The organism is Bacillus sp. SA1-12 (assembly GCF_000981385.1).
Lineage (GTDB): Bacteria > Bacillota > Bacilli > Bacillales > Bacillaceae > Metabacillus.
The window spans coordinates 1-23,964 of the sequence record NZ_LATZ01000034.1 but is presented as its reverse complement, the minus strand read 5'-3'; the positions used below and the strand labels follow the sequence as shown (position 1 = coordinate 23,964).

General features: G+C 36.0%; 22 protein-coding genes and 4 pseudogenes. 20 read left to right on the top strand and 6 right to left on the bottom strand.

What is annotated here, in order from left to right; all coding sequences use genetic code 11:
* On the bottom strand, window positions 1-390 hold a 390-nt coding region (locus WQ54_RS16180; RefSeq protein ID WP_046585476.1), incomplete at its 3' end, for an IS110 family transposase.
* 913 nt (window positions 391-1,303) lie between these two features.
* Between WQ54_RS16180 and WQ54_RS16175 the strand changes: the two genes are divergently transcribed.
* From WQ54_RS16175 to fsa, 9 genes and pseudogenes are all read left to right on the top strand, one after another.
* Window positions 1,304-2,794 carry a PRD domain-containing protein gene (locus tag WQ54_RS16175; RefSeq protein ID WP_046585474.1) on the top strand — a complete coding sequence of 497 codons (1,491 nt, stop codon included), beginning with the start codon at window positions 1,304-1,306 and terminating at the stop codon, window positions 2,792-2,794.
* Entirely contained in the window at window positions 2,784-3,221 is a 438-nt protein-coding gene (locus WQ54_RS16170) for a PTS sugar transporter subunit IIA (protein WP_046585472.1), read from the top strand. The genes WQ54_RS16175 and WQ54_RS16170 overlap by 11 nt, the downstream gene beginning before the upstream one ends.
* A gap of 11 nt (window positions 3,222-3,232) precedes the next feature.
* Window positions 3,233-3,550: a PTS fructose transporter subunit IIB gene (locus WQ54_RS16165; protein WP_046585470.1), complete on the top strand. Its 318-nt coding sequence runs from the start codon at window positions 3,233-3,235 to the stop codon at window positions 3,548-3,550.
* A 28-nt stretch (window positions 3,551-3,578) separates the two neighbouring features.
* Window positions 3,579-4,031, top strand: a complete 453-nt coding sequence (locus tag WQ54_RS16160) for a fructose PTS transporter subunit IIA (protein ID WP_046585469.1) — start codon at window positions 3,579-3,581, stop codon at window positions 4,029-4,031.
* A 30-nt stretch (window positions 4,032-4,061) separates the two neighbouring features.
* Window positions 4,062-5,150, top strand: coding sequence for a PTS fructose transporter subunit IIC (locus tag WQ54_RS16155; RefSeq protein ID WP_046585467.1), 1,089 nt, complete (start codon window positions 4,062-4,064; stop codon window positions 5,148-5,150).
* Window positions 5,151-5,302: 152 nt separating this feature from the next.
* Entirely contained in the window at window positions 5,303-6,004 is a 702-nt protein-coding gene (alsE, locus tag WQ54_RS16150) for a D-allulose 6-phosphate 3-epimerase (RefSeq protein WP_046585465.1), read from the top strand.
* Window positions 6,005-6,015: 11 nt separating this feature from the next.
* Window positions 6,016-6,330: pseudogene (locus WQ54_RS16145) on the top strand (RpiB/LacA/LacB family sugar-phosphate isomerase); the annotation flags it as partial.
* A 60-nt stretch (window positions 6,331-6,390) separates the two neighbouring features.
* Window positions 6,391-8,415 carry a transketolase gene (gene tkt, locus WQ54_RS16140; RefSeq protein WP_156177986.1) on the top strand — a complete coding sequence of 675 codons (2,025 nt, stop codon included), beginning with the start codon at window positions 6,391-6,393 and terminating at the stop codon, window positions 8,413-8,415.
* Window positions 8,399-9,067 (top strand): fructose-6-phosphate aldolase, encoded by a 669-nt coding sequence (gene fsa, locus WQ54_RS16135; RefSeq protein ID WP_046585462.1) that lies wholly within the window; start codon window positions 8,399-8,401, stop codon window positions 9,065-9,067. The genes tkt and fsa overlap by 17 nt, the downstream gene beginning before the upstream one ends.
* A gap of 680 nt (window positions 9,068-9,747) precedes the next feature.
* Here the strand turns inward: fsa and WQ54_RS16130 are convergent.
* The gene (locus tag WQ54_RS16130) at window positions 9,748-11,019 is read right to left on the bottom strand and encodes an FAD-binding protein (protein ID WP_046585459.1); all 1,272 of its coding nucleotides are present in this window, start codon (window positions 11,017-11,019) and stop codon (window positions 9,748-9,750) included.
* A gap of 338 nt (window positions 11,020-11,357) precedes the next feature.
* On the opposite strand from WQ54_RS16130, the gene WQ54_RS16125 reads away from it, so the two are divergent.
* The 5 genes and pseudogenes from WQ54_RS16125 (at window position 11,358) to WQ54_RS32735 (ending at window position 15,477) form a co-directional block, all read left to right on the top strand.
* Complete coding sequence (locus WQ54_RS16125) at window positions 11,358-12,719, top strand: amino acid permease (RefSeq protein ID WP_046585457.1); 1,362 nt, start codon at window positions 11,358-11,360, stop codon at window positions 12,717-12,719.
* An 816-nt stretch (window positions 12,720-13,535) separates the two neighbouring features.
* Window positions 13,536-13,995 (top strand): annotated as a pseudogene (locus WQ54_RS16120) (flavodoxin).
* Between the two features lie 15 nt (window positions 13,996-14,010).
* Window positions 14,011-14,799 (top strand): hypothetical protein, encoded by a 789-nt coding sequence (locus WQ54_RS16115; protein WP_046585455.1) that lies wholly within the window; start codon window positions 14,011-14,013, stop codon window positions 14,797-14,799.
* An 80-nt stretch (window positions 14,800-14,879) separates the two neighbouring features.
* Window positions 14,880-15,293, top strand: a complete 414-nt coding sequence (locus WQ54_RS16110) for a hypothetical protein (protein WP_046585453.1) — start codon at window positions 14,880-14,882, stop codon at window positions 15,291-15,293.
* 19 nt (window positions 15,294-15,312) lie between these two features.
* Window positions 15,313-15,477, top strand: coding sequence for a Fur-regulated basic protein FbpA (locus WQ54_RS32735; protein WP_084822113.1), 165 nt, complete (start codon window positions 15,313-15,315; stop codon window positions 15,475-15,477).
* Between the two features lie 115 nt (window positions 15,478-15,592).
* Here WQ54_RS32735 and WQ54_RS16105 read toward each other — a convergent pair whose 3' ends face one another.
* From WQ54_RS16105 to WQ54_RS16100, 3 genes and pseudogenes are all read right to left on the bottom strand, one after another.
* Complete coding sequence (locus WQ54_RS16105; protein ID WP_046585452.1) at window positions 15,593-16,957, bottom strand: citrate:proton symporter; 1,365 nt, start codon at window positions 16,955-16,957, stop codon at window positions 15,593-15,595.
* Window positions 16,958-17,575: 618 nt separating this feature from the next.
* Window positions 17,576-17,734 (bottom strand): hypothetical protein, encoded by a 159-nt coding sequence (locus WQ54_RS34300; protein WP_197089609.1) that lies wholly within the window; start codon window positions 17,732-17,734, stop codon window positions 17,576-17,578.
* A 371-nt stretch (window positions 17,735-18,105) separates the two neighbouring features.
* Window positions 18,106-19,477, bottom strand: a pseudogene (locus WQ54_RS16100) (PLP-dependent aminotransferase family protein).
* A gap of 192 nt (window positions 19,478-19,669) precedes the next feature.
* On the opposite strand from WQ54_RS16100, the gene azlC reads away from it, so the two are divergent.
* The 6 genes from azlC to WQ54_RS16075 all read left to right on the top strand — a co-directional run bounded on the left by azlC (window position 19,670) and on the right by WQ54_RS16075 (window position 23,778).
* On the top strand, window positions 19,670-20,431 hold the full coding sequence (azlC, locus tag WQ54_RS16095; RefSeq protein WP_156177989.1) for an azaleucine resistance protein AzlC: 762 nt from the start codon (window positions 19,670-19,672) through the stop codon (window positions 20,429-20,431).
* Window positions 20,428-20,760, top strand: coding sequence for a branched-chain amino acid transporter permease (locus tag WQ54_RS16090; RefSeq protein WP_046585448.1), 333 nt, complete (start codon window positions 20,428-20,430; stop codon window positions 20,758-20,760). The genes azlC and WQ54_RS16090 overlap by 4 nt, the downstream gene beginning before the upstream one ends.
* A 229-nt stretch (window positions 20,761-20,989) precedes the next feature.
* Window positions 20,990-21,334, top strand: coding sequence for a hotdog domain-containing protein (locus tag WQ54_RS16085; RefSeq protein ID WP_231597548.1), 345 nt, complete (start codon window positions 20,990-20,992; stop codon window positions 21,332-21,334).
* 19 nt (window positions 21,335-21,353) lie between these two features.
* Window positions 21,354-22,658: a branched-chain amino acid transport system II carrier protein gene (gene brnQ / locus WQ54_RS16080; RefSeq protein ID WP_046585445.1), complete on the top strand. Its 1,305-nt coding sequence runs from the start codon at window positions 21,354-21,356 to the stop codon at window positions 22,656-22,658.
* A 30-nt stretch (window positions 22,659-22,688) separates the two neighbouring features.
* A complete protein-coding gene (locus WQ54_RS33690) occupies window positions 22,689-22,826 on the top strand; it encodes a glycine betaine ABC transporter substrate-binding protein (RefSeq protein ID WP_156177988.1) in 138 nt (45 codons plus the stop codon).
* Window positions 22,827-22,944: 118 nt separating this feature from the next.
* Window positions 22,945-23,778: a radical SAM protein gene (locus WQ54_RS16075; protein WP_197089608.1), complete on the top strand. Its 834-nt coding sequence runs from the start codon at window positions 22,945-22,947 to the stop codon at window positions 23,776-23,778.
* 69 nt (window positions 23,779-23,847) lie between these two features.
* Here the strand turns inward: WQ54_RS16075 and WQ54_RS33685 are convergent.
* Window positions 23,848-23,964 (bottom strand): annotated as a pseudogene (locus WQ54_RS33685) (transposase); the annotation flags it as partial.

Genomic DNA, 23,964 nt, shown 5'->3' with positions numbered 1-23,964 from the left:
ATAACGGACAAGTTCCCTCAGCTCTCTTTGAATACGGTTTGGAATGAAACTTGCTTTGAGTAAACCATGGCGAAGAAGTTGGGCAATCCATTCGGCATCTTTAACGTCGGTCTTACGACCGGGGAGGGCCTTCATGTGTTGGGCGTTTACTACTAGAAACTCAATCCCTTCAGATTCTAGTAGGTTAACAATAGGTTTCCAATAAACACTCGTGCTTTCCATTGCAACATGAGTACAGTCATGTTCCTTAATCCAGTCGATTAACTTAAGCAGAAAAACTGTTTTGGTAGGAAACGTTTGAATCTCCTTTCCATCAGGTGTCATAATACATGCAGTGATATTGTCCTTATGAACATCCATACCACATGCTCTTTCAATGATTACATCCATTGAAATTCTTCCTTTCTAGGCTTGTAAATTGGAGGCTGGTGCAACAATCAGAATAAGGATTAATCTACCATGAGTGCTTCCCGTAAGGGAGCGACAGTTTGTGATGCACCGTGGTCGTTGGAGTCAGACTAACGGATGGGCTCTATGGCACCATAGTTCATCGACCTTCCTCTCCAGCCTTAGAACAAGTATGGACGGATTCAATACATTTTCATTCTTTGTGGTGAAGAGCTGTTTTTTTGCGATTCATGGATGGCTAATGGGGCAGTTTCACCGCCACGTAACATTATCCATGTAACCAAAAGCGTTTCTTGAATAAGGATCGAAAAAACGCTTGGTTTATCCAAGCGTTTTTATGTGTTAATATATAGTAATTTTATATGCTAAATCTATTATGATTTAACAAAGTCATTCAACTGTTATTTTAACTTACTTTTCTTCACCATATTGGAACTACCCTTATTCACTTTGGTGGATAGGGGTTTTTCATTTGTTTTTTTATTTTAAATGAAAGTTGTGCAACCTTCGTTTAATAATTTGTTGAAACGAACGAAAGATTAGATGCAAGTCCTTATATCTTTAAAGCATAATATAAGTTTTTCACCATCTTCACAGTTTGGCAATGTTTAGATAGGATTACTCTTATTCGATAGTTTGATACATGATGATTCGTCCAATCAGCTATCGTTCTCACAGTGATTTTCCTATCTATAAATGTCAAGTTCATTATGGCCCTTACTCACTTTTGAGGGAGGAAAGGACAATTATCCTTGCCTCTATTAACGTTTTAATAGAGGCGACGACCTTAGAAAAACCTTATAGAATGTCTAAAAAAAGTGACCGTTGCAACGGCCATTTTCTAGCGAATCGTTTATTATTCTATAGGTTAATATAATATCAGGAGGGCATAGGAATGAGTTCAAAAATTAACCGTGAACAAGATCTGTTACTGTTTCTTTCAAAGAATCAAGGTTATGTTACTTCGGAGGATCTCCTAGAAGTACTAAATGTTTCTCAAAAAACAGTATATCGATTAATAAATAAAATTAACAACGAGTACGTGGACGGCCCTTTAATTATATCTGAAAGAGGGAGAGGGTATAAACTAGATTACGAAAAATTTATTAATTATCAAAAAAGCAATATTAAATTCAAAGAAATACAATTTTCTCCTAACGAGAGACGTAAACGAATTATGGAAGAATTATTGTTGTCTTCGCCTAAACCTATAAATGTTTACCACTTATTTAGTCGCTATTATGTAGGAGACTCCGTTACTTTTAATGACGAACAAATAATGAGCGAAGAGCTTAAGAAGTACAATTTAGTTCTAGAGCGAAAAAACAGAACACTAGCCATACTAGGGGAAGAAGTTAATATTCGGAAGGCCATTAAAGATATTATTGAAATCTTTAATATGATTGATATTGATGATTTAAAAAGGAATCAACAACTTAATTTCAATCAGTACGATGTTTTGTTTATACTGGATCAATTAAGAAAGATCGAAGAAGATTTAGATATAACGATTCCCTATCCATATAATGTAAACATTTTCTCGCATTTATATATACTACTAAGTCGCTCAAGAAAAGTTCCTACCAGACTGTTTACTGATAAGATTTCTAATGAAGAAATGGAAAACATGAAAAGAGATATTTTGTATCCGGTTGCGAAAGTTATTGTCCATAATATTGAAAAATATTTGAACAGTTCTTTGCCAGATATAGAGATTTATTTTCTTTATCAGTATTTAGTGTCATCAAGAATGCAGGGATCTCTTGCTAAAACTTCCACTTTTTCATCAGAAGTTATCCAAGTAACGAAAGCATATATTGAAGGAATGAGTACTAGCTTAGGAATTGATATAGACAGTCAGTCTATTTTTATTGATTTAGCTAACCATATTAAACCGATGCTTAATCGATTAGAGCATAAAATTCGAGTTAAAAACAGCTTGTTAAGTCAGATTAAGGTAACGTATGAAGAAGTATTTTTGGGCGTAACAAACGTATCCGAATTGGTAAGTGAAAAATTTAACTTACCAGCCATAAATGATGATGAGAATGGGTTTATCACCCTCTATTTTGCAAGAGCTATTGAAACGGGCCAACATCAACGGCCAATAAAAACACTAATCATGTGTACGACAGGAATTGGAACTTCAGAACTTTTAAAAGCAAAAGTTTCAAAGAAATTTCCCGAGTTAGAAATTGTTGATGTAGTAGCATCACGAAATACACAAATGTTAAAAGAGAAATACTCAGATGCTGAATTGATCCTGAGTACTGTTCATATTAAGGAAGAAGTACCCATTCCTTATTTATTAGTGAGTGCGATGTTTACAATTGATGACCAGAAGAGACTTCAGGGAAAGATAGAGGAAATTTATCATGGAGATTAATTCAATCTATCAAGTTTATTTTAATTGTGAGTTAAAAACAAAAGAAGAAGTACACTCTTTTATTTCTGAAATCGTATGTCAGGATAATCCTTCGCAAAAAGAGGAAGTCATCAATCAATTAAATGAAAGAGAAAAAGTAGGCAGCACATTAATCGCTGAACATGTGATGTTGCCTCATATCGAAAGCAATCAAATAAAGAAGAGTCAAATTCTATTTATCCGTTTAGCAAATCCAATCCGATCATGGGATTGCCAGACAAAGGATATTTGTTTATTGATTGTTATTTTATTAAAGGAAAATGAAAGCGTTCAAATGAAAAAGAAAATATCCTTATTCACCCGAGCTTTAGCAGATGAAGAGTATTTAAACCGATTATTAAATAGTCGTGAAAAAGAAAATTTTATTAAAGAAATTTTAAAAAATTAGGAGGAAGAATGATGAAAATAGTAGGAGTTGCAGCATGCACAGTTGGGATCGCACACACATATATCGCACAGGAGAAATTAGAGAATGCCGGAAAGAAAGCAGGCTATGACATTCATATTGAAACACAAGGAACGATTGGAACAGAGAATGAACTGACTCAAAAACAGATCGATGAAGCAGACATCGTTATCTTAGCTGCAGATGTTAAAATCGCAGGAAGAGAACGTTTTGAAGGAAAGAGAATCATCCAAGTTACGACAGAAATAGCTGTAAAATCACCAAATAAATTAATTGAAAAAGCGGCAGAAGTTGTAAATCAAAAGAAATAATTTAAGCCATCGAATAGGAGGAAAAATAATGGAAGTAAAAGATATTGTCGATATAAATACAATCAAAACCAACATAAATGTTAAAAGTAAGGAAGAAGCGATCCAAGAATTAGCAGAGGTGTTGCTGCAAAATGAATACATTACAGATATTAAAGCGTTTTTAAAAGATATTTATGCTAGGGAAGAAGTGGGACAAACTGGAATCGGAAATTATATTGCGATTCCTCATGGTAATAGTCATTCTGTAAAAAAAATAGGAGTAGCGATTGGGATTACGCAGGAAGAAATCCCTTGGGAGACACTCGACGGGAAAGGTGTAAAGGGAATTATTCTTTTTGCTGTTGGAAAAGATAATGATGGAGCACAACAACATTTAAAATTATTATCACTATTTGCAAGGAAATTAGGAAACGATGAAGTCGTTGAGAAAATGCTACAGTCCAAAGATGCTGTAGATGTGAAATATGCTTTATGTAATTAAAAGACTTGTAGAGTAATAGGGGGGTTAAAAATGAGTGGAATAAAAAATTTAAATCTTAAAGGTCATTTATTGACGGCAATTTCATATTTGATTCCAATTGTTTGTGGAGCAGGTTTTTTAATCGCAATTGGTATGGGTTTTGGAGGTAATGGTGGTGCTGACTTAACACAACCTTTTACCTTCTGGGATTCTCTAGCTAAGATGGGAGCCCTTGCTTTAGGTTTACTACCTGCAGTTATTTCAACAGGGATTTCTGCTTCAATTGCAGGAAAACCAGGGGTCGCTCCAGGTTTTATTATTGGTTTAACTGCTAATGCAATTGGTGCTGGATTCATTGGTGGGATTTTAGGAGGATTTTTATCGGGCTATCTTGCCGTAGCTATTATTAAACATCTTAAAGTTCCTAATTGGGCTAGGGGATTAATGCCAACTTTAATTGTTCCATTTTTCACCTCCATTATTGGCGGGCTCATCATGGTTTACATTATTGGTATCCCTATCGCTGCTTTTACATCATTATTAACAAATGCATTAAACAGTTTAGGGACTTCTTCATTGTTAGTATTTGGTGGAGTTGTAGGCTTATTGAGTGGAGTTGACTTTGGTGGCCCAATTAACAAGACTGTATTTGCCTTCGTATTGACAATGCAGGCAGAAGGAATTAATGGACCCATTACAGCATTACAATTAGTAAATACAGCAACACCAATTGGATTTGGGTTAGCCTACTTTATTGCAAAAATGTTTAGGAAAAATATCTATACACGATCAGAAATTGAGACTTTGAAATCGGCAGTTCCAATGGGTGTTATTAATATTGTTGAAGGTGTCATTCCGATTGTTATGAATGATATTGTTCGTTGTGTAACGGCAGTAGCTATTGGTGGAGCGGCTGGTGGAGCAACAACGATGGTGTTAGGAGCAGATGCAACTGTACCATTTGGTGGCGTATTGATGTTACCTACTATGTCGCAACCATGGACAGGAGCTGTAGCCATTTTAGTGAATGTTCTTGTAACAGGGTTGGCCTTGGCTTTGCTTAAGAAAAATGTGAAAGAAGACGAGCAAGTAGAAATTGAAGAAGATGATATTGATTTAGATGATATTCAAATTATTTAATAACAATGTGAGTGCATTAAATGAGGTTTTTTAAGAGATAGCAAATGCTGAAAGTGTTAACCGTATAGATACTTTAGGGCTAGTGGATGGGGTGACTACAAACCCTACCATTATTTCTAAAGAAAAAAGATTTTGTGGAGGATAAATAGAATATGAAAAAAGTAGAATTTTCACCATCATTGATGACAATGGACTTAGATAAGTTTAAAGAACAAATCACTTTTTTAAACAATCATGTAGATTCTTATCATATTGATATTATGGACGGGCATTATGTTCCTAATATTACATTATCCCCATGGTTTATCGAAGAAGTTCGAAAAATAAGTGATTTACCTATGTCCGCCCATCTTATGGTAAAGAATCCAAGTTTCTGGGTCCAACAATTAGTTGATATAAAGTGCGAATGGATTTGCATGCATGCAGAAGTACTTGATGGTTTGGCTTTTCGATTAATTGATCAAATACATGATGCTGGTTTAAAAGCAGGGATAGTATTAAATCCAGAAACGCCTATTGAAACGATTTTCCCTTATATTGAATTAGTAGATAAAATTACAATTATGACAGTGGATCCAGGGTTCGCTGGGCAACGTTTTATCGAAAGCACCCTAGATAAAATTGTAGCATTAAGAGAATTAAGAGACGAAAAAGGATATCAATATGTCATTGAAATGGATGGATCATCTAGTCGGAAAACATTTAAAAGAATTGATGCAGCAGGTCCTGATATTTATATCATAGGTCGTAGCGGTTTATTTGGATTAGATGAAGATATCGAAAAATCATGGGAAATCATGTGTAAAGATTATGAGGACATGACTGGGAAAGTAATATCGAAAGTAATATCATAAAAATCTAAAGAATTTCTTAACAAGTGGTACAGGGTATTGTTGACAGAGGGATTTTGATATGCGGAACAGGCATTGGGATGTCGATCACAGCAAATAAAGTGAGAGGCATCCGCTGTGCCCTTGCACATGATACCTTTAGTGCGAAATTTACAAGATTACATAATAACAGCAATGTTTTGGCATTAGGACAACGAGTCCTGGGTCATGGTTTAGCAAAGGAGATAGTAAAGGTCTGGCTTGAAACGGAGTATGAAGGCCGTCGTCATCAAAGACGTATTGATAAGATTGCTGAATATGAAAAAACCTTATGCACGTCTGTTAATTGATTTTTGTGAGTGCAAGGTAAAATGGCCTCTTTCTAGTTCTATATGAAAGGAAAAAAAACAATGAATATTGAAACATTAGCGGTAAATACGATTCGCACTTTATCCATAGATGCCATTAATTGTGCTAATTCCGGGCATCCAGGACTCCCTATGGGGGCGGCGCCAATGGCCTACGCTCTATGGGCTAACCATTTACAACATAGTCCTGAAAATTCAAAATGGTTTAACCGGGATCGTTTCGTCCTATCTGCCGGGCATGGCTCCAGCTTGTTATATAGCTTGCTTCATCTGGCAGGGTACGACGTGTCTTTAGAAGATTTGAAAAGCTTCCGGAAGTTGAATAGCAAAACACCAGGTCATCCCGAATTTGGCCACACCGATGGGGTAGAAGTCACGACGGGTCCTTTAGGACAAGGAATTTCCAATGCAGTAGGAATGGCGATGGCAGAGGCCCATTTAGCCGCAAAGTTTAACCAAGACGGTTTCTCCGTGATTGACCACTACACATATGCTTTAGTTGGCGATGGCGATTTAATGGAAGGTATCTCCTATGAAGCTATGTCTCTAGCAGGTCATATGAACTTAGGGAAATTGGTTGTCTTATATGACTCAAATGATATCTCTTTGGATGGTTCCTTAAACCTATCTTTTTCAGAGGATATTCAAAAACGAGTGGAATCTGCTAAGTGGCAATATTTACGTGTGGAAGACGGAAATAGTGTTGCAGACATCACAAACGCGATTGAATTAGCTAAATTGAACACGGACCAACCGACTCTGATTGAAATTAGAACGATTATCGGATACGGCAGTCCAAAAGTTGCCGGAACTAATAAAGCACATGGTAACCCACTCGGTGCAGAAGAGGCAGCTGCTACAAAGCAAGCGTACGGCTGGCATTATGAAGAAGATTTCTTTGTTCCGGAAGAAGTAAAAGCCCACTTTGAAGAGTTAAAACAAAGAGGGATGGTTAAAGAACAACAATGGAATGATTTATTCCATTCTTACCGGGAGGCTTATCCTTCATTGGCCCGCGAATTAGAAGGTGCGATTAAAGGTGAAGCCATTGTCCAAGATCAGGACATTTTAACTTTTGATACGGAAAAAGCCGTTTCGACTAGGGTAGCTAGTGGAGAAGCCATTAATCATTATGCAAAAATAATTCCTGCTATTTTTGGAGGGAGTGCAGACCTTTCTCATTCCACGATGACGGATATGAAAGACGAAGCCGTTTATGCAGTAGAATCATTTGCTGGTCGAAATGTGTACTTCGGTGTCCGTGAGCATGCGATGGGAGCTGCGGGGAATGGAATCGCTCTGCATGGGGGACTGAAGCCTTTTGTAAGTACATTCTTTGTGTTCAACGATTACCTGCGTCCATCTATTCGTCTGGCTGCCTTGCAAAAGCTGCCAATCACCTATGTGTTTACGCATGATTCGATTGCTGTAGGAGAAGATGGTCCTACGCATGAGCCGATCGAGCACCTAGTCTCACTTCGTGCGATTCCGGGGCTTACTGTCATTCGTCCAACTGACGCAAATGAAACAGCTAGTGCTTGGGCTTATGCCTTGCAACAAACAGATGGTCCGGTTGCCTTAGTTCTAAGCCGTCAAAATTTGCCGGTGTTTGAAGAGACAAAAGCCAATATCGAGAATCTTTCTAAAGGGGCTTATGTGTTAACGCAAACTGATGAAAATCCAGATGTCATTTTGCTGGCTACAGGCTCGGAAGTGTCTTTGGCGGTAGAAGCGAAAGCGGAGTTAGAAAAAGAAGAGATTTCGGTTCGAGTCGTGGCTATGCCAAGCTGGGAATTGTTTAATAGCCAATCGAATGAGTATAAAGAGTATGTTCTTCCATCTTCTGTTTCGAATCGTGTGGCACTTGAAATGGGAATTTCTCTAGGTTGGGAACGTTTTATCGGACCGAAAGGAAAAGTGTTATCGATTGAAACATTCGGTGCTTCCGGAACTGGCGCTGAGGTGATGGAGTTATTTGGATTTACCGTTAAAAATGTTGTCGAAATAACTAGAAATCTTTTTAATTCTGAAAAACAGGAGGAGTTTGGCTATGAAACTATTCATTGATACTGCTAATCTAGTGGACATAAAAAAAGCCTATAGAATTGGTGTATTAGCAGGTGTTACCACGAACCCTTCCTTAGTTGCTAAAGAAGGAGTGAAATTTGAAGATCGTATTGCTGAAATCTGTCAAGCGGTCCCAGGGGTTGAATCTGTTTCCGCGGAAGTCACTCCTGATACTGTGACAACTGAAGAAATGATTGCACAAGCAGAAGAGCTCATTAAGATTAATGGTGGAGACTCGAAGGTAACGATTAAATTGCCGATGACGTTAGAAGGTTTAGAAGCGTGCCGCTACCTTGCAGACAAAGGTGTTAAAACGAACGTTACCCTTATCTTTACGGTAAACCAGGCATTATTAGCAGCTCGTGCAGGTGCAACCTATGTTTCTCCATTTTTAGGACGTTTAGATGATATTTCAGAAGATGGTGTCCAATTAGTAGAAAAAATTGCTAAGCTATTCCGTGTCCATAACTTGGATACACAAATTATTGCGGCTTCAGTTCGCCATCCAGACCATGTAACTCGTGTCGCTATGGCTGGGGCGGACATTGCAACCATACCTTTTAGTGTAATTGAACAGCTTGCTAAGCACCCACTTACGAATCAAGGTATAGAAAAATTCGCTGCTGATTGGGAAAAAACTCTTGAAAGCTAAGATATTACCTTTATAGAGATGAAGGGCCGACTAGCTTCTATTCGCTAGTCGACCTTTTTAAACGAATAGCTTCTGAAACACGGTTCTTTTCTAAACATATTTTTGTCCTCTTGTTTGTTCTCCTGTCTATTTTATTGTATTAGAAAATATTTAGTCGAACAAAAAAATGTGGAATTAATAAGGTTTTTTAGGACCTATTTCTTTCTATTATATAAATAAATGAATGGGCGGCATGATGTAATACCTCAAAACCCTTGATATATAGGGGATTTTAGAGGCAGTAGGTCATTAAAGCTCATACTTTTGCTCATAGCAAGAAAAAATGAAACAAAGCTAAAGAAAAGGAATTGTCTCTTTTGGGCAATTCCTTTTCTTTTTTTCAAAAATCCCCTTGGTGTTTTATCCATGAGGTCCAGATAAGTATGACTTATCTTATTGGATTCACTTTCTTAGTTTATTTGGTTACATTCGTACAGATTTGTAATTCGTGTCCATGTCATCCTGCCAACGTTTTCAAAGTCTTTTACAAAAATTATACAGTTTAAAAAGAATATATTGTTGTTTATCCCTCCTGATTCTTGGAAATAAAGAGGAATTCTGTTTAGAAATTCCGAGAGTTAATATTGTTGCCCTTTCAATTACAGGCATATAGCAATATGAATCTAATTTGCATAACGATTTCACTCTGCCTCATTAAATATATATTTATTCAAAAAGGTATTACGAAACTTACCATTCGGGTCATACTTCATAAGCAGTTGCTGAAAAGAAGGCATCCTTTCATAAAGCGATTGTATTTTTGCAGGTGAGGTACTAAACAGTTTTCCCCAATGTGGCTTTGCTTGAAAAGGTTCAAGCTGGGCTTCGATGAGTGGCAGCACCTGCTGAACTTCCGTCCATTTATCCTGCCACGTAAAGTGAATGGCAACTGAATCCTGCTTATAGGATGGGCTTAGCCAAAGCTCGTCTTGCGCAATAGTCCGCACTTCTGATATAAATAGATGTGGTGCGATTTGATCACGGATTTCACTAATTGCACAAAGAGCGTCGTAGGCATGCTCGCGGGCCAAAATATATTCACTTTGCAGCTCTTGCCCTTTACTTGGAGTAAAATCCATTCGGAAGTGTGGCATGCGATCAAGCCAATCCCCTGGCACACCTAGCTGCGCTGTACAATTCTCTGCTCCAACCCCTGATACGGGATGGAGATTTACTTTGGCCGCTTTTGCTCCAAAAAAGTCCTCTCCTAACGAATAAGTCTGATCATCCGAAAGTTTGCTCTTCAGCCACACCTGATTAAACGTTTCGTCCTGCCAATCCGTAAATAGACTGACGCTATAGGCACTGGAATAAATGATATCAAAATCGTGAGCTAGTTGTGCTAACGGAAGATTTTCGTAAACATCCTGCCTCATTTGATGACTTGGAAGGACATCTAGTGTTAGTTTTGTGACGGCACCGAATCCACCTAGTCCAACAACCGAGCCATGTAATTCCTCTTCTGATTTTTCTCTTGAAAAAGTTACAATACTTCCATCAGCAGTAACAACTTCCATAGCACGTACAGCTGCAGCTAAATTTTGATTGCCATTACCTGAACCATGTGTTGCTGTAGCACAAGCTCCAGCAACTGAAATGTGCGGAAGGGAAGCAAGGTTATGTAAGGCATAGCCATGTTGCTGAAGCACATGGCAAAGGTCTCCATACTTGGTACCTGCCTGCACGGTTACAGTTTCGTTTTCTCGATCAATGGATAAGACTTTGTTGAGCTTTTGCAAGGATACTATATTTTCATTCGAATCTGCGATGTTATTAAACGAGTGACGCGTTCCGATCACTCGTAGCTTTGGTAACCTTGAAACTAATTGTTGAACGTCTTCTACAGATTCAGGTACATGCCAGTTAGTCGTGCTATATTGAAAATTACCTGCCCAATTTCTTTTCATATCCATGAGTCCTACTCCTTTTTACTGTTTTATTTAGCTTAACTATACGCATAATAAGAGGGAATTTTCAATCAATTTAGACTTCCGCAAATAATGTGTCTACAGGTCTATTAACCATGACTTGTAGGCACTTTTTATTTGTAAATAATGATACATTTTTTGAGAGGTTTTTTAAAAAGTTGGAAATATATTATTATGTTATAATGATTAGGCGGTGAGTAATGAATGATTTCATCTATAAAAAGGTTTTTAATTCATGTACTTCTTACTGCTTTAAGCAGTTCAGAGCATGCGCTTTTTTATCTATTATAATTAGAATATAGTTTTAATTGGAGGAATATTGATTGGGTAAAAATCATCAGAGTGAGAATCTGCATCGAGGTTTAGATAACAGACATATCCAGTTAATTGCACTTGGAGGTGCAATCGGAGTTGGCCTTTTTTATGGCTCAAGTGCAACCATCCAAATGGCTGGTCCATCGATTTTGTTCTCCTATTTAGTGGGAGGATTAGTTATTTTCACTATTATGAGAGCTCTAGGGGAAATGACGGTAGAGGAACCTGTTTCAGGAGCCTTTAGTTCATATGCAAATCGATATTTAGGACCATTTGCAGGTTACTTTACTGGCTGGACCTATTGGTTTATGTGGGTTGTTGTTGGAATGGCAGAAATAACGGTGGCTGGTGTTTATGTGAATTACTGGTTTCCAGATATTCCACAATGGCTGACAGCACTGGTTGTACTAGTCATGATTACCATGATAAACCTTGCTAACGTAAAAGCTTTTGGAGAGTTTGAATTCTGGTTTGCAATGATTAAAGTTATAGCCATTATCGGAATGATTCTCCTTGGGTTAGGAATCATTTTCTTGGGAATTGGAAACGAGGGGCAGCCAATCGGCTTTGAAAACCTATGGAGTCATGGAGGATTTATGCCAAATGGATTCACAGGTATTTTAATGTCATTGGTTCTTGTAATGTTTTCATTCGGCGGTATAGAATTGATTGGAATTACGGCAGGAGAGGCAAAAAATCCTCAAAAATCAATTCCATCAGCGATTAATAATGTGGTCTGGAGGATATTAATTTTTTATATTGGTGCATTAGGCGTTATGATGATTTTATATCCTTGGAATGAAATTGGGGCAAAGGGCAGCCCATTTGTGTTAATTTTTGATAATGTTGGGATCCCAGGTGCCGCCCATATCATTAACTTCGTTGTAATAACAGCAGCTTTATCTGCATTTAATAGTGGGCTATTTAGTTCTGGAAGAATGTTATACAATTTATCTCTGCAAAATAACGGACCAAAATATTTCGGAAAACTTAACAAGAATGGTACTCCGACACGTGGAATCCTGTTTTCATCATTATTTTTATTAGTGGCAGTAGTATTGAATTACATTGTTCCCGAAAAAGTGTTTATGTATATTTCTTCCGTTGCCACAGTTGCGGTTATCACGAGTTGGACGATTATCCTGATTACACAATTAAAATTCAGGCAATCAAAATCAAAAAAAGAAATCGAAAAACTAGTATTTAAAATGCCATTATATCCAGCTTCCACTTATATAGCACTGACTTTTTTAGCACTTGTTATTGTCTTAATGGCATTTATTGAAGGAATGCGGATAGCATTAATTGTAGCACCTGTATGGTTTATGATTCTTTATTTAGGATATAAAATTAAAAAAAAGATTCCATAGAGAGTTCCAAAGAAACGGAGGCTTCTTACTAGTTGACCAAACTTGTGGGAAGCTTCTCTTTCATTTCTTGCGTAACATGTTTTAGTTACTTGATTGTCTGAGGCTAATAGTGAAGTATGTGTATGTCGCAAAGAGTGCAGTGTTAAGTCTTGTTTTAATTTTGCAATGGGATAACCAATTGGCAAAGATAAAGTCTTTGGTATGATCAGCATCCCCTTGAATCAAAACTAATGGCTTCTTCATTTACAATGAATCCCTTAACAGATTACCAGCAGCATTGCTTTCTTTAAAATAAAAGAAAAAGATCGATAGGATATAGTAAAAACAGTTGACAATGATATTGATAATCATTATCATTAAAAATAAGAAATTTGATTAGACTTAAACTTTGATTTCCCCCCCCTCTATTGAAAGAGCTTGGCTGGTCACCAAGCTCTTTTTGTAGGCTGAAGCATATTTCCCTCACCAAGAATTATCCAATGAAATTTATTTTTATTAACGAAAAATAGCCTTGAAAATTTTATACAAACCCTTGACAATGAGAATGATTTTCAATTAAACTTATCGTAGATAATGATAATCATTATCATTTAATTAGATTACATATAAACTGCTGCATTTTCTATATTTAGAGAAAGGTTTAGATATAAAGTGATCATTTGTGAATGGTGCGGGTTTATACAAGAAAATGAGTTAAATGATGAATATGAAAATATATATATCCAATGTCCCTGTTGTGGAGTCGAAGATATCGAATTAGATTTTTTATTTCTACCCTTAAATGAGAAGTATTATCATTTGTAGGGAGAGGGTTAAATGACAAAAATCATTCTTATTTTTGCCAGCATGAGCGGTAATACAGAAATGATGGCACATGCTGTAGCTAAAGGTGTAAAAGAAATGGGAGAGCAAATCGAAGTAATAGATGTATTTGAAGGTCCAGATGTCGTTGATTTGGAAAATGCTGCTGGAATATTGTTAGGTGCCTATACATGGTGAGATGGTGAATTACCTGATGATTTTTTAGACTTTTATGATGAGACGGACAATATTCAATTGATCGGTAAGAAGGCGGCAGTCTTTGGTTCTGGTGATTCAGCCTACCCGGAATTTGGAGCAGCCGTTAAAATACTAATGAAAAAAACTGAAAGAACGAGGAGCAGAGGTGTTTTCTGAAGGACTTAAAATTGAATTAACTCCCGATGTGAAAGAAATAGAAGAATGCCATAACTTTGGAAGGAATTTCGTTACTTTTTTAAAGGCTCCATGTAAGTGAAAGGAAGGAATACGGATGGAAACCAGGAATCATCCAGTTTCAATTAAAACCATTACTGAATATCATTTAGAATCGTTTATACGGTGTCCATATAAATTTTATTATCACCATATCCTTACGTTAAATGATGGCGCAATGAAATGGAGAGAGATTGTACAGAATATCATTAATCAGGTGGTTCAAAAATATTACCTGCTTCCATTACAAGAACAAAACAAATTAAGTATTTTGAAACTATTTGAACAGTATTCAAACTACATAACTCCACAATTATTCGATTCGAGAACACATTATTACATGACGTTAGCAAAAATAACAGATCATTTGCTTCAATTTTTAACATCGAGGAAAATTCAGCAACCACCTTTATTCTTATATGAAAAACTAAGGACTTATGCTATAGAATTGGAAACACATCTGTCAGTGACCTTCGAATTAGCTGAATGGTCTACCCATTCATTTATAATAAAAAAATTCCTTGTCGAAGCAGATGATGAGTTGATCAAATTATACAATTATTTGATCGTTCTTTTTTCAGAAAAAGCATTTGGAAAACTTCCAGAAAAAATTGAAATCATTCAGCTTTTTACTGGGAAAATTTATACCTATTCACCAACAGAGGAAGATGCTTCTCAAGGAATATTCTATCTGAAATATATGAAAAGTCTTCTTCAACAACCTAGTGATTATAAGAGAACAGCTTCAATGAGAGAATGTATGAGTTGTCCATTTACTAAGCAATGCAAAGACAATGATGAACTTTCTAAGGAAATCAGAAGCTCAACTCTAAATTTTCTGCACTAATTTGTTGAAAGGTATTAGCTTTATAGAGGGTAAAAAGGATTACATTTATCAAGTTTGTATTAAGTAAAGGAGAAAAAAGAATGAACGAACATTTTATTGCAGTAAAACCATTTGAACATCAAATAGAATGTTTTTGCCCTGATGGTGATCATTCAGATGAAATAATGATTAAATACGGAGATATCATTGAAGTTTCAAAAGAACGTAAATATGTCATCGATCACGGATGGTATGGCTTGGTAATCATTAATAATTATTATAGCTTCTATATGTCACTAGATTCATTAAATCAATATTTTAAGAAGGGTACTATTTTATCCAGGTTAGATATAGAGTTAAAGGTAAATTATTTAAATTTTCGCATTGATCAATCCCTTGATGAAGGTGATGAAGTGTCATTTAACTATCATACAAAGTTTTTAAAACGATTAACTGACCTTAAGGTGGAGTTAGATAACTATATACATTATATAGAGGAAAATCAGCTAATATAATGGTGTCAAAGGAATGTGAATGAAAATGAAAAAAACTTCCAACAAAGCGATCCTCAACCAAAAAGAACAAATGATTCAGCAGTTATTAGCATTGGAATTTTATAAGGCATCAGATGATCGTCAGTTATATGAGTTAACATTACGAAAATTAGAAAAAGAATATAAAGGAGCGACAGATCATTAATGATTAAGAAGTCTAGACGATGATCATAATACAAAGAATTGAACTAGTTGTACTTCATGAAATCAATTTTATCCAATAGCAAAAAGTACAACTAATTCTTAGAAAGGCCTTTTTCCTAAATCGGTATTGCCCCGGTTAATGTATAAACAGCTAGGTATATAAATATAATTGGCCAAGCATAAATTACATACTTTATTTGAAAGTTTACAAAGTTTGTCTCCGTAGAATCAACTAACATATATAGGGCTGGAATAACTGGTGAAATTAGACGGAATGCCTGTCCTACCATGGAAGCTACAGCCGCCTCGTTAGCAGAAATTCCATATTGTCCCATTACGTCTGACATAACGCCGGCAATCCCAAAATAGAAAGCATCCTGCGGTAAAAATGTAATTGCCGGTGCTGCAATTAACGCATAGATTGGTGCCATATTTGAGCCTAATGATTCTGGGATAATAGCTGTAATCGATGTTGCTAAAGCAGTTGCCATCCCGCTGCCTGTTAAGATGCCAGAGAAAACCCCAGCAGCCAAAGTTGCCAAAGCAGGTGCTAAAGCATCTGCTGCTAAGTCATCAATTCGTTCATTAATAAGACTTGCAGACTTATAGTTTACCGTAAGGGCAATTGCTGCGCCTATACCAAATAAAACACCGCCATGTGCCACATCCATTACAAGCATGATTAAAATAACAAGCGTTAAAATTAAATTAAATGCAAATAGTTTAGGTCTCTTTAATTCAGGATCTTTTAGACGGATAGCATTTAACATGCTTTCCATTTGCTCTGGAGAAATATCTTTGGCAGTTTTAGGATCAAACTTTAAGCGTTTTCTTTCTTTTATCCCGATGATATAAGCCATAAAAATGGCAAAAACTTCCGCAACTAGCATTCCTGGCAATAAATCTGCAAATAATTCGCTAATACTTACACCCATTGCTGTGCTTGCAGCAATCGTTGGGCCTCCCCATGGCAGCTGATTAAAAATTCCAATAGGGGTAACAATAATGACGGCTAAATAAATTAACTTAAGATTCATTTGTTTATAAAGTTGAAGAAAAGCAGCAATACAAATAATAATAGTTGTAGTCGTATCACCATTCAAAGTGACTACTGTAGCAGTTAAAACTGTTGCCATTGTAACTTTTAATGGGTCCCCTTTCGCTTTTTTAATAAAGAATTCGCATAAAGGGTCAAACAAACCAACATTAAGCATTACACCAAAATACAACACCGCAAACAAGATAACAATAGCAGGTGAAATAACCCCAGTAGAAACCTTTCCTGTTTCTTCATCTACACTAAATAAAATACCTTCTTTAATCCATTCAAAGAGATCCAAAAAGGAAGAATCCGTTACAAAGGTTGCAATTGCTCCAAAAACAAATGGAACAATCGTTAATGCCCCAAATACAGATAATTTATTTTTTGAGAGAAGTACAATGAATACAATGATCATTAATAATGCTAGGAAAGTTAACATACAAACCATCTCCCGTAATAATGATGAAATCAAATTATTTGTCATTAAATAGTTAGATCCCTAAGCTACAACTCTATTTTAGAAATAAAAAATAGGGGGTGGAAGCGTATACAAAATAATCATCCCTTTTAATCATACGAAAAAACAAATCGTGTCATGCAGGAGAATAAATTGGTAGGTAATGCTGTTAAAATGATCTCTTTCTACCTACCATCCATTTCTTTAATTTTGTATGATAAGTCTTTTTTTCTAATAGCCAAGATAACCAGCTTAAGAATGATCATAGATGAAAACTTACTTTTATGAAAGCGCATCCAATAATATCACTCCTTTATTTCTAAGTAGATGGTGCAAGGAATTAAACCAGTAGAATATCATTGATTAAATTGTATGTTAACGTATACATTGGTGTCAACATGATTTTTTATGGTATATCACCTTTTTCAATGTGATAATTATAAAAATGTAAGAGGAATATAAGTATTATCAATAAGGTTAGGCTATCGATTATATTTATTAGTAAATTTAGTTTTTATATAAAAATGAAAACCATCACTGTAATGTATACGTTATTTAATGGTTAAAGAAAAATAAGAAACCACTCAGATGAGTGGTTTCTTAATCGCGCATTGCTCCTGCCTCGCGGGAAGTCATTGCTCCTTGTCCTTCGCTTACATCTTTTTGAATTTCTTGTTTTACTTTTTGTGCATCAGTTCCAGCAAATTCCGGCTTCATATTAGAACCAAAGTTCTCTTTAGCATGTTGATCCTGTTGCATATAACTCCTCCTTAATTTATTGTTTATCCATCTTATTATTAGCACCGATTGAAAGAAAAAAACGACTTATTTTTGTATTGCTTTCATTCTTCCTAATTAAAGACCAATTTGAAAATATGATAATGGCTTAGCTCGAGTTAATCTGTATGGGAAAGTCGGGGGTGAGGAAGGTGGTATCCTCTTTGATACGGAAACAGGAGAACACTTCTAGAAAATCGTTACGAAAAAGATACAGTGTGTTGGAAAAATGCAAGGCAACAGTTAGGGGTTTTAAAATAAAAAAACGCTAAGAAAGTAAAGAGACTTCTTTAGCGTTTTTTGCTATTTACCTTTTTGAGAAATTCTTTAGTTCTTTACCTGGTGTTTTTATCTTAATAGCTGAGATACTGTTTTAATATTTGTAAACCTATTTTTAACTCGTCTAATGAGTATGTAGAAGCAAGTGCAAGTGGTCTGTCCGCTTAGAAAACGATCAGAATGAAAAACTCGAACACCTTGCCTTATTAAATCCATCTCTAACTGTGACGAATCATTAATCCCTTGTATTGGAAGCCAACGATAAAAACTAAGAGGATGTCCAATTTTCTTTTTTAAAGGGAAAAATTCCGAATAAATATCATTTGCAGACTGTGCCAGCTGTTTCTTTTTAGAAACAATTTCATGAGCCTGCCCTGATAAGATAAGCTCTGAGATGACCTCCGCATCAAAAGAAGAGGTTTTTACATTAATGTTAAAAATAGCCCGTAAAATTTTGTCCCGTAATGCATCCCCATAGACCATATAGGCAACTCTTAATCCAGAACATATTGACTTAGAGGTGCCGCATATATAGACGCTTTGTTCTGGAAGTAAATTGAACATTGGCTGTTTGTAATCAGAGATAATACCCGCTGTCAGAAATGCATGTATATCATCCTCAATCAAAATTAAACGATGCTTACGAATAATCTCTGCCAATTCTTGCTTTCGAAAATCTGAAATCATAACTGTGGTTGGATTGTTACAAGAGGGCATTAAAAAAATGCCGTGAATATTTAGTTGGCAACATTGCTTTTCAAGTTCGTCCGGCAACATCCCAAACTGATCTCCAAGAATGGGGACTAACTGAATATGGAACATTTTTGCCAACTCAATAAAATTTGAATAGGTGTATAAATCAGTTCCGATTCTATTACCAGGTTCAAACAAAGCTGTTAAGGTAATAGCCAATGCATTTTGGGCACCAGAAACAATGGCTAAATGCTCATGATCTGTGAGAATACCGAAAGCCTCCATCCAGTTTAGAGCTGCCATTTTTTGATGTGGGATACCAGTCGGATCATTGTAATTTAGTAACTGCTCTAAATAGCTTTTGTTCACAACCTTTTGAATAATGTCTGTTACAAAATCATTCGTTTGCTCGAAGGATGCCACAAAACCAAGATCAATATTATTTGCCATCTTATCTGCAGAAATGGTGATAGAACGAGCTGCATTAGGAGCTACAAGGGTTCCGCTTCCTGTAATCGCATAAATCAACCCTTTTACCTCGCATATTTTGTAGGCGCGGGTAATGGTGGTGAAGTTTAAGTCAAGAAAATCTGCTAATTCCCTTTGCGGAGGCAATTTAGTCCCAGGTGCTAAAAAACCATTTAGTATATCCTGTTCAAGTACTGATGCAAGAGACTTATAAAAAGGGCGTATTAATGCTTTCTTATCAGGTTTCCAAGACATTGGATAATGATCAAATGAATTTACTGGCATACTTCACCTCTAAAATCATATTCCAAACTTTATTGTATGTATTTTAATCGAAAAATGTATGATTTGAAAAGATCCTTAAAGGCAGTCCGTATTATAGAAACATCATCGATCAGTCCCCATTTCTTTAATATGGGGATTTTTTATCCAAAAATAATAATTGTAATCCATACAATTAATTTATTTATTGTATGGATTTCGTGTGTTAAAAATAGTATAAACATTTCAATACAGGAAGTGAGTCATATGAAAAATAAAAATCAAATATGGATTGCATTTCGTTCAGCTTTTCCATATACAGTGCCGATTTTGGCCGGATTTGTCTTCTTGGGAATAGCTTATGGGATCTTTATGAATTCATTGGGATTTGATGCCATTTACCCGATTCTAATGAGTCTATTAATATTTGCAGGATCAATGGAGTTTGTGGCAGCTAACTTATTGCTTATTGCTTTCAATCCGATAAATGCACTATTTCTAACGTTCATGGTAAATGCACGCCATTTGTTTTACGGTCTTTCTATGCTCGATAAGTATAGAGGCACTGGAAAGAAAAAACCGTATCTGATATTCGGTCTATGTGATGAGTCTTTTTCAATCAATTGTACGGCAGATATACCAAAGAATGTAGACAATGGATGGTTTATGTTTTTTGTGACATTGCTCAATCATTCCTATTGGGTGATAGGATCAGCAATTGGAGGCATTTTTGGATCTTTTGTGAGATTTAATACAGAAGGGCTTGAATTTGTGATGACGGCTTTATTTGTTGTCATTTTCATTGAACAATGGATGAAAGAGAAGAAGCACCATAGTGCTTTAACAGGGCTAGGGCTTTCAACTGTCTGTCTTATTATTTTTGGCGGAACCAACTTCATTATCCCTGCCATGCTTGCGATTCTAGGGATACTTACTATTCTTAGAAAACCATTAGAGAAAGTCGAGGTTACCGTATGACGATGAGTTTAACGCAGCAAATAATCACAATTGCCATGGTTGTATTAGGAACAATGCTTACAAGATTTCTTCCATTCTTTATTTTCCCATCGGGTAAGCCCACACCAAAGTATGTAAAATATCTTGGTGACGTGTTGCCATCTGCAGTAATTGGACTATTGGTTATTTATTGTTTAAAAGATGTTAGTTTGTTATCTGGAAGTCATGGTATCCCAGAACTAATAGGAGTAGCGGTAGTTGCACTGCTTCACTTTTGGAAGAAAAACATGCTCCTCTCTATAGCGGGGGGAACGATTGTTTATATGCTTTTGGTGCAACTTGTTTTTTAAAATACTATAAATACGATGAATGATAATTGAAGTGAATTATTCAATAAATTTATAGGGGGGATATATGTAAAGAAGGAAATTGGAGAGTATCAAATTTATGAAAAACACTACCAACAAATTTATAACCAGGTAAAAAACGATCCTTATGCTCAGTCGTTAGGTATCCATTTAACAAACTTTGAGTCGGGTTTTGCAGAAGCAATGCTAGAAGTGCAAAGCAATATGGTAAATGAATACGGAACTGTACACGGGGCAGTTATTAAGCTTAGCAGATCATGCTTTTTCAGTAGCCTGTAATTCATATGGAAAAACGTCATTAGGGCTCTCAACAACCATCCAGTTTATTGAAGCAGTTGAACCTGGGGACAAGTTAGTTGCCCGTGCGACAGAAGTAAAACGAAATTATCGTACTAGATTTTATCGAATCGACATTTATCATGAGCAAAGTCTGATTGCAACCATGGACGCAGTGTCTTACCGGAAGGATCATTATTTTATTGATATAAAGTTGACATGTAGTGACATACTAGGGTACTTTTACAAAAGTGCCCTTTTTGTACATTTGCAATTTTGAGGAGTTGAGTTGTCCTAACATGAAACAAACAATATCTAACAAAGAAATTTTATTTATTGGGCTAATGACTTTTTCGCTTTTTTTTGGAGCGGGTAATTTAATTTTCCCCCCTGAATTAGGTCAAAACGCAGGAGATCATATTGCTTTTGCCATAGGTGGTTTCCTTATCTCTGGTGTGGGTTTGCCTTTACTAGGTGTCCTTGCCATTGCTCATGCAAGTGATCGAGGTTCAACAGAAGATTTAAGTAAAAAAGTAAACCCTGTCTTTGCAGTGGTTTTAACCTGTATAACTTACCTAACTGTCGGTCCTTTTTTTGCGGGGCCAAGGACTGGAGTTGTTTCATACGAAATAGCCGTCGTCCCTTTTTTGAATGATGGGGGCAATTCATTTACGCTTGCTATTTTTACTTTTTTATATTTTCTGATCGTTTATATATTAGCTCTTAATCCAAGTAAATTCGTTGATCGTTTTGGAAAGATGATAACGCCCTTTTTACTTATTGTTTTATTCACTTTAATTGCAGCCGTTATATTCAAGCCATTTAATACACCGCAAACTCCTTCTGAAGAGTTCGCAAAATACCCACTTTTCAAGGGGATAACAGAAGGATATTTAACGATGGATACCATTGTCTCGGTCGTATTTGCGATGATTATAATAAATGCTATTAGAGACAGGGGGATTCATCAGAAAAAGAATATTCAGCGCATTATATGGAAGGCTGGTGTTATCGCTGTCTTTTTTTTAAGTGCTGTTTATATCGGCTTAGGATATTTAGGTGCATTAAGTTCATCTTTGCCGTTTACGTCAGGTGCATCTATTTTATCTGGTGTCGCACAAGAATACTTTGGTGTATACGGAAATATAATTTTAGGCATTGCGATATTATTAGCGTGCATTCCGACTGCTACTGGCCTTCTTTCATCGTGTGCTTTTTATTTCAATAAACTAATTCCAACCGTGTCTTATAAGACACTCGTTTCTATTTTTGTAATATTCAGTGGAGTCGTTGCGAATGTGGGATTAGAGCAATTAATTGGCTTGTCCGTCCCAGTTTTACATTTTATTTATCCGATTATTATCGTACTAATTGTTTTGACCTTTTTAGATAAACTTTTCAATGGCCAGAAATTTGTCTATAGGGGTTCCGTGCTTTTTACAATGGTTGTGAGTCTTAATGATGGTCTGGTTGCCATAAATAAGAATTGGGATTTTATTTCTCCAATTATAAACTTACCATTTAATGAAATGGGATTTGGCTGGGTATTTCCTGCTTTAATAGGGGGAGTATGCGGAAGGCTTTTATCGTTATTAAAGAAGTGAATTTCTACTTGATACAATTTACATCCAAAGATATCATCTTCCGTATTAGAAGATGATAATTTCTTTCCGCTATATAAAGGAGTACCTTTATTAAAGAAGGAGACACAAGAAAAGCATCCAGAGTTAAGCGATATTTTGAATAAATTTTCTGATAAAATTAACATATGAAATACGATAAATGAATTATAAAGTAGCAGGAGAGAAGAGTGATTAAAAGCTGATTATTTAAGAAACTCGTAACAGCTTTTCTACACATCCTATTCAATTAAAGAGAGGAGGAACGATTTTGGGGATTGACACAAAAGAAATACTTGCCAAGAAAATTCTTACAGAAGCAAAGGGTTATTTAGATGTTGGATTTACTCATTCATTGAATCCATATAGCGGCTGTTCCTTTTCATGCAAGTACTGCTATGTAAGAGAGATGCCTATTCAAAGATTCAAACAAATCCCTTGGGGAGAATGGTTAGACATAAAAACAAACGCAGCAGAAAATTACCGAAATGAAATCAAGAAACTTCGTAAGAAAAAAAATTCCGTAAACATTTTCATGTCATCCGCAACAGATCCCTACCAACCAATTGAACGTAAAGCAAACATTACTCGGGGGATATTAGAAGAAATGAGTGAAAATCCGCCTGATTCTCTTCAAATTCAAACGAGAAGCCCACTGGTCACAAGAGATATTGATTTGTTAGTAAAATTAAAAGAAAAATGTAAAGTTCTTGTATCTATGACAGTTGAAACAGATAGGGAAGATATAAAACAACTTTTTTCTCCCTATGCACCAGGAATCAAATTGCGGTTAAAAGCTTTGAAAGAAGTTCATGAGGCAGGGATATTTACGCAAGCTTCGATTTCTCCGGTACTGCCATTTACTCCTGGATTTCCAAAAGAGCTGGATGGAATGGTAGATCATATTTGGATTGATACGTTGACCATTGGGGATGGTTCGAATGGGAAACGTTCAGAGAGATTAGGAATGCCAATGTTATTTAAGGAACATGGACTTTCAAAGTGGTATCAAAAAGATATACATGTAATGGTGAAGAAGTATTTTTCTAAATATTTCCCTAGTGAAATGATAAGAGTTTCTAAAGAGGAAGCTTTCCTAGAATAATATTTTTGGTAAACCTCCCCATCCGCTTCCCCAAGGAACAGTAAGTTTGAAGAAGAACTATCTTGCACGTTCTTCGATAATACTGCGGCGATAACGGACAAGTTCCCTCAGCTCTCTTTGAATACGGTTTGGAATGAAACTTGCTTTGAGTAAACCATGGCGAAGAAGTTGGGCAATCCATTCGGC

Excerpts from the sequence above, each read along its gene's own strand:
- brnQ (WP_046585445.1), top strand. The coding sequence starts at position 21,354 with ATGAAACAAACAATATCTAACAAAGAAATTTTATTTATTGGGCTAATG.
- fsa (WP_046585462.1), top strand. The coding sequence starts at position 8,399 with ATGAAACTATTCATTGATACTGCTAATCTAGTGGACATAAAAAAAGCC.
- WQ54_RS16160 (WP_046585469.1), top strand. The coding sequence starts at position 3,579 with ATGGAAGTAAAAGATATTGTCGATATAAATACAATCAAAACCAACATA.
- tkt (WP_156177986.1), top strand. The coding sequence starts at position 6,391 with ATGAATATTGAAACATTAGCGGTAAATACGATTCGCACTTTATCCATA.
- alsE (WP_046585465.1), top strand. The coding sequence starts at position 5,303 with ATGAAAAAAGTAGAATTTTCACCATCATTGATGACAATGGACTTAGAT.
- WQ54_RS16165 (WP_046585470.1), top strand. The coding sequence starts at position 3,233 with ATGAAAATAGTAGGAGTTGCAGCATGCACAGTTGGGATCGCACACACA.
- WQ54_RS16155 (WP_046585467.1), top strand. The coding sequence starts at position 4,062 with ATGAGTGGAATAAAAAATTTAAATCTTAAAGGTCATTTATTGACGGCA.
- WQ54_RS16110 (WP_046585453.1), top strand. The coding sequence starts at position 14,880 with ATGAACGAACATTTTATTGCAGTAAAACCATTTGAACATCAAATAGAA.
- WQ54_RS16115 (WP_046585455.1), top strand. The coding sequence starts at position 14,011 with ATGGAAACCAGGAATCATCCAGTTTCAATTAAAACCATTACTGAATAT.
- WQ54_RS16085 (WP_231597548.1), top strand. The coding sequence starts at position 20,990 with ATGAATACGGAACTGTACACGGGGCAGTTATTAAGCTTAGCAGATCAT.
- WQ54_RS34300 (WP_197089609.1), bottom strand. The coding sequence starts at position 17,734 with ATGCAACAGGATCAACATGCTAAAGAGAACTTTGGTTCTAATATGAAG.
- WQ54_RS16105 (WP_046585452.1), bottom strand. The coding sequence starts at position 16,957 with ATGTTAACTTTCCTAGCATTATTAATGATCATTGTATTCATTGTACTT.
- WQ54_RS16175 (WP_046585474.1), top strand. The coding sequence starts at position 1,304 with ATGAGTTCAAAAATTAACCGTGAACAAGATCTGTTACTGTTTCTTTCA.
- WQ54_RS16170 (WP_046585472.1), top strand. The coding sequence starts at position 2,784 with ATGGAGATTAATTCAATCTATCAAGTTTATTTTAATTGTGAGTTAAAA.
- WQ54_RS16130 (WP_046585459.1), bottom strand. The coding sequence starts at position 11,019 with ATGGATATGAAAAGAAATTGGGCAGGTAATTTTCAATATAGCACGACT.
- WQ54_RS32735 (WP_084822113.1), top strand. The coding sequence starts at position 15,313 with ATGAAAATGAAAAAAACTTCCAACAAAGCGATCCTCAACCAAAAAGAA.
- WQ54_RS16090 (WP_046585448.1), top strand. The coding sequence starts at position 20,428 with ATGACGATGAGTTTAACGCAGCAAATAATCACAATTGCCATGGTTGTA.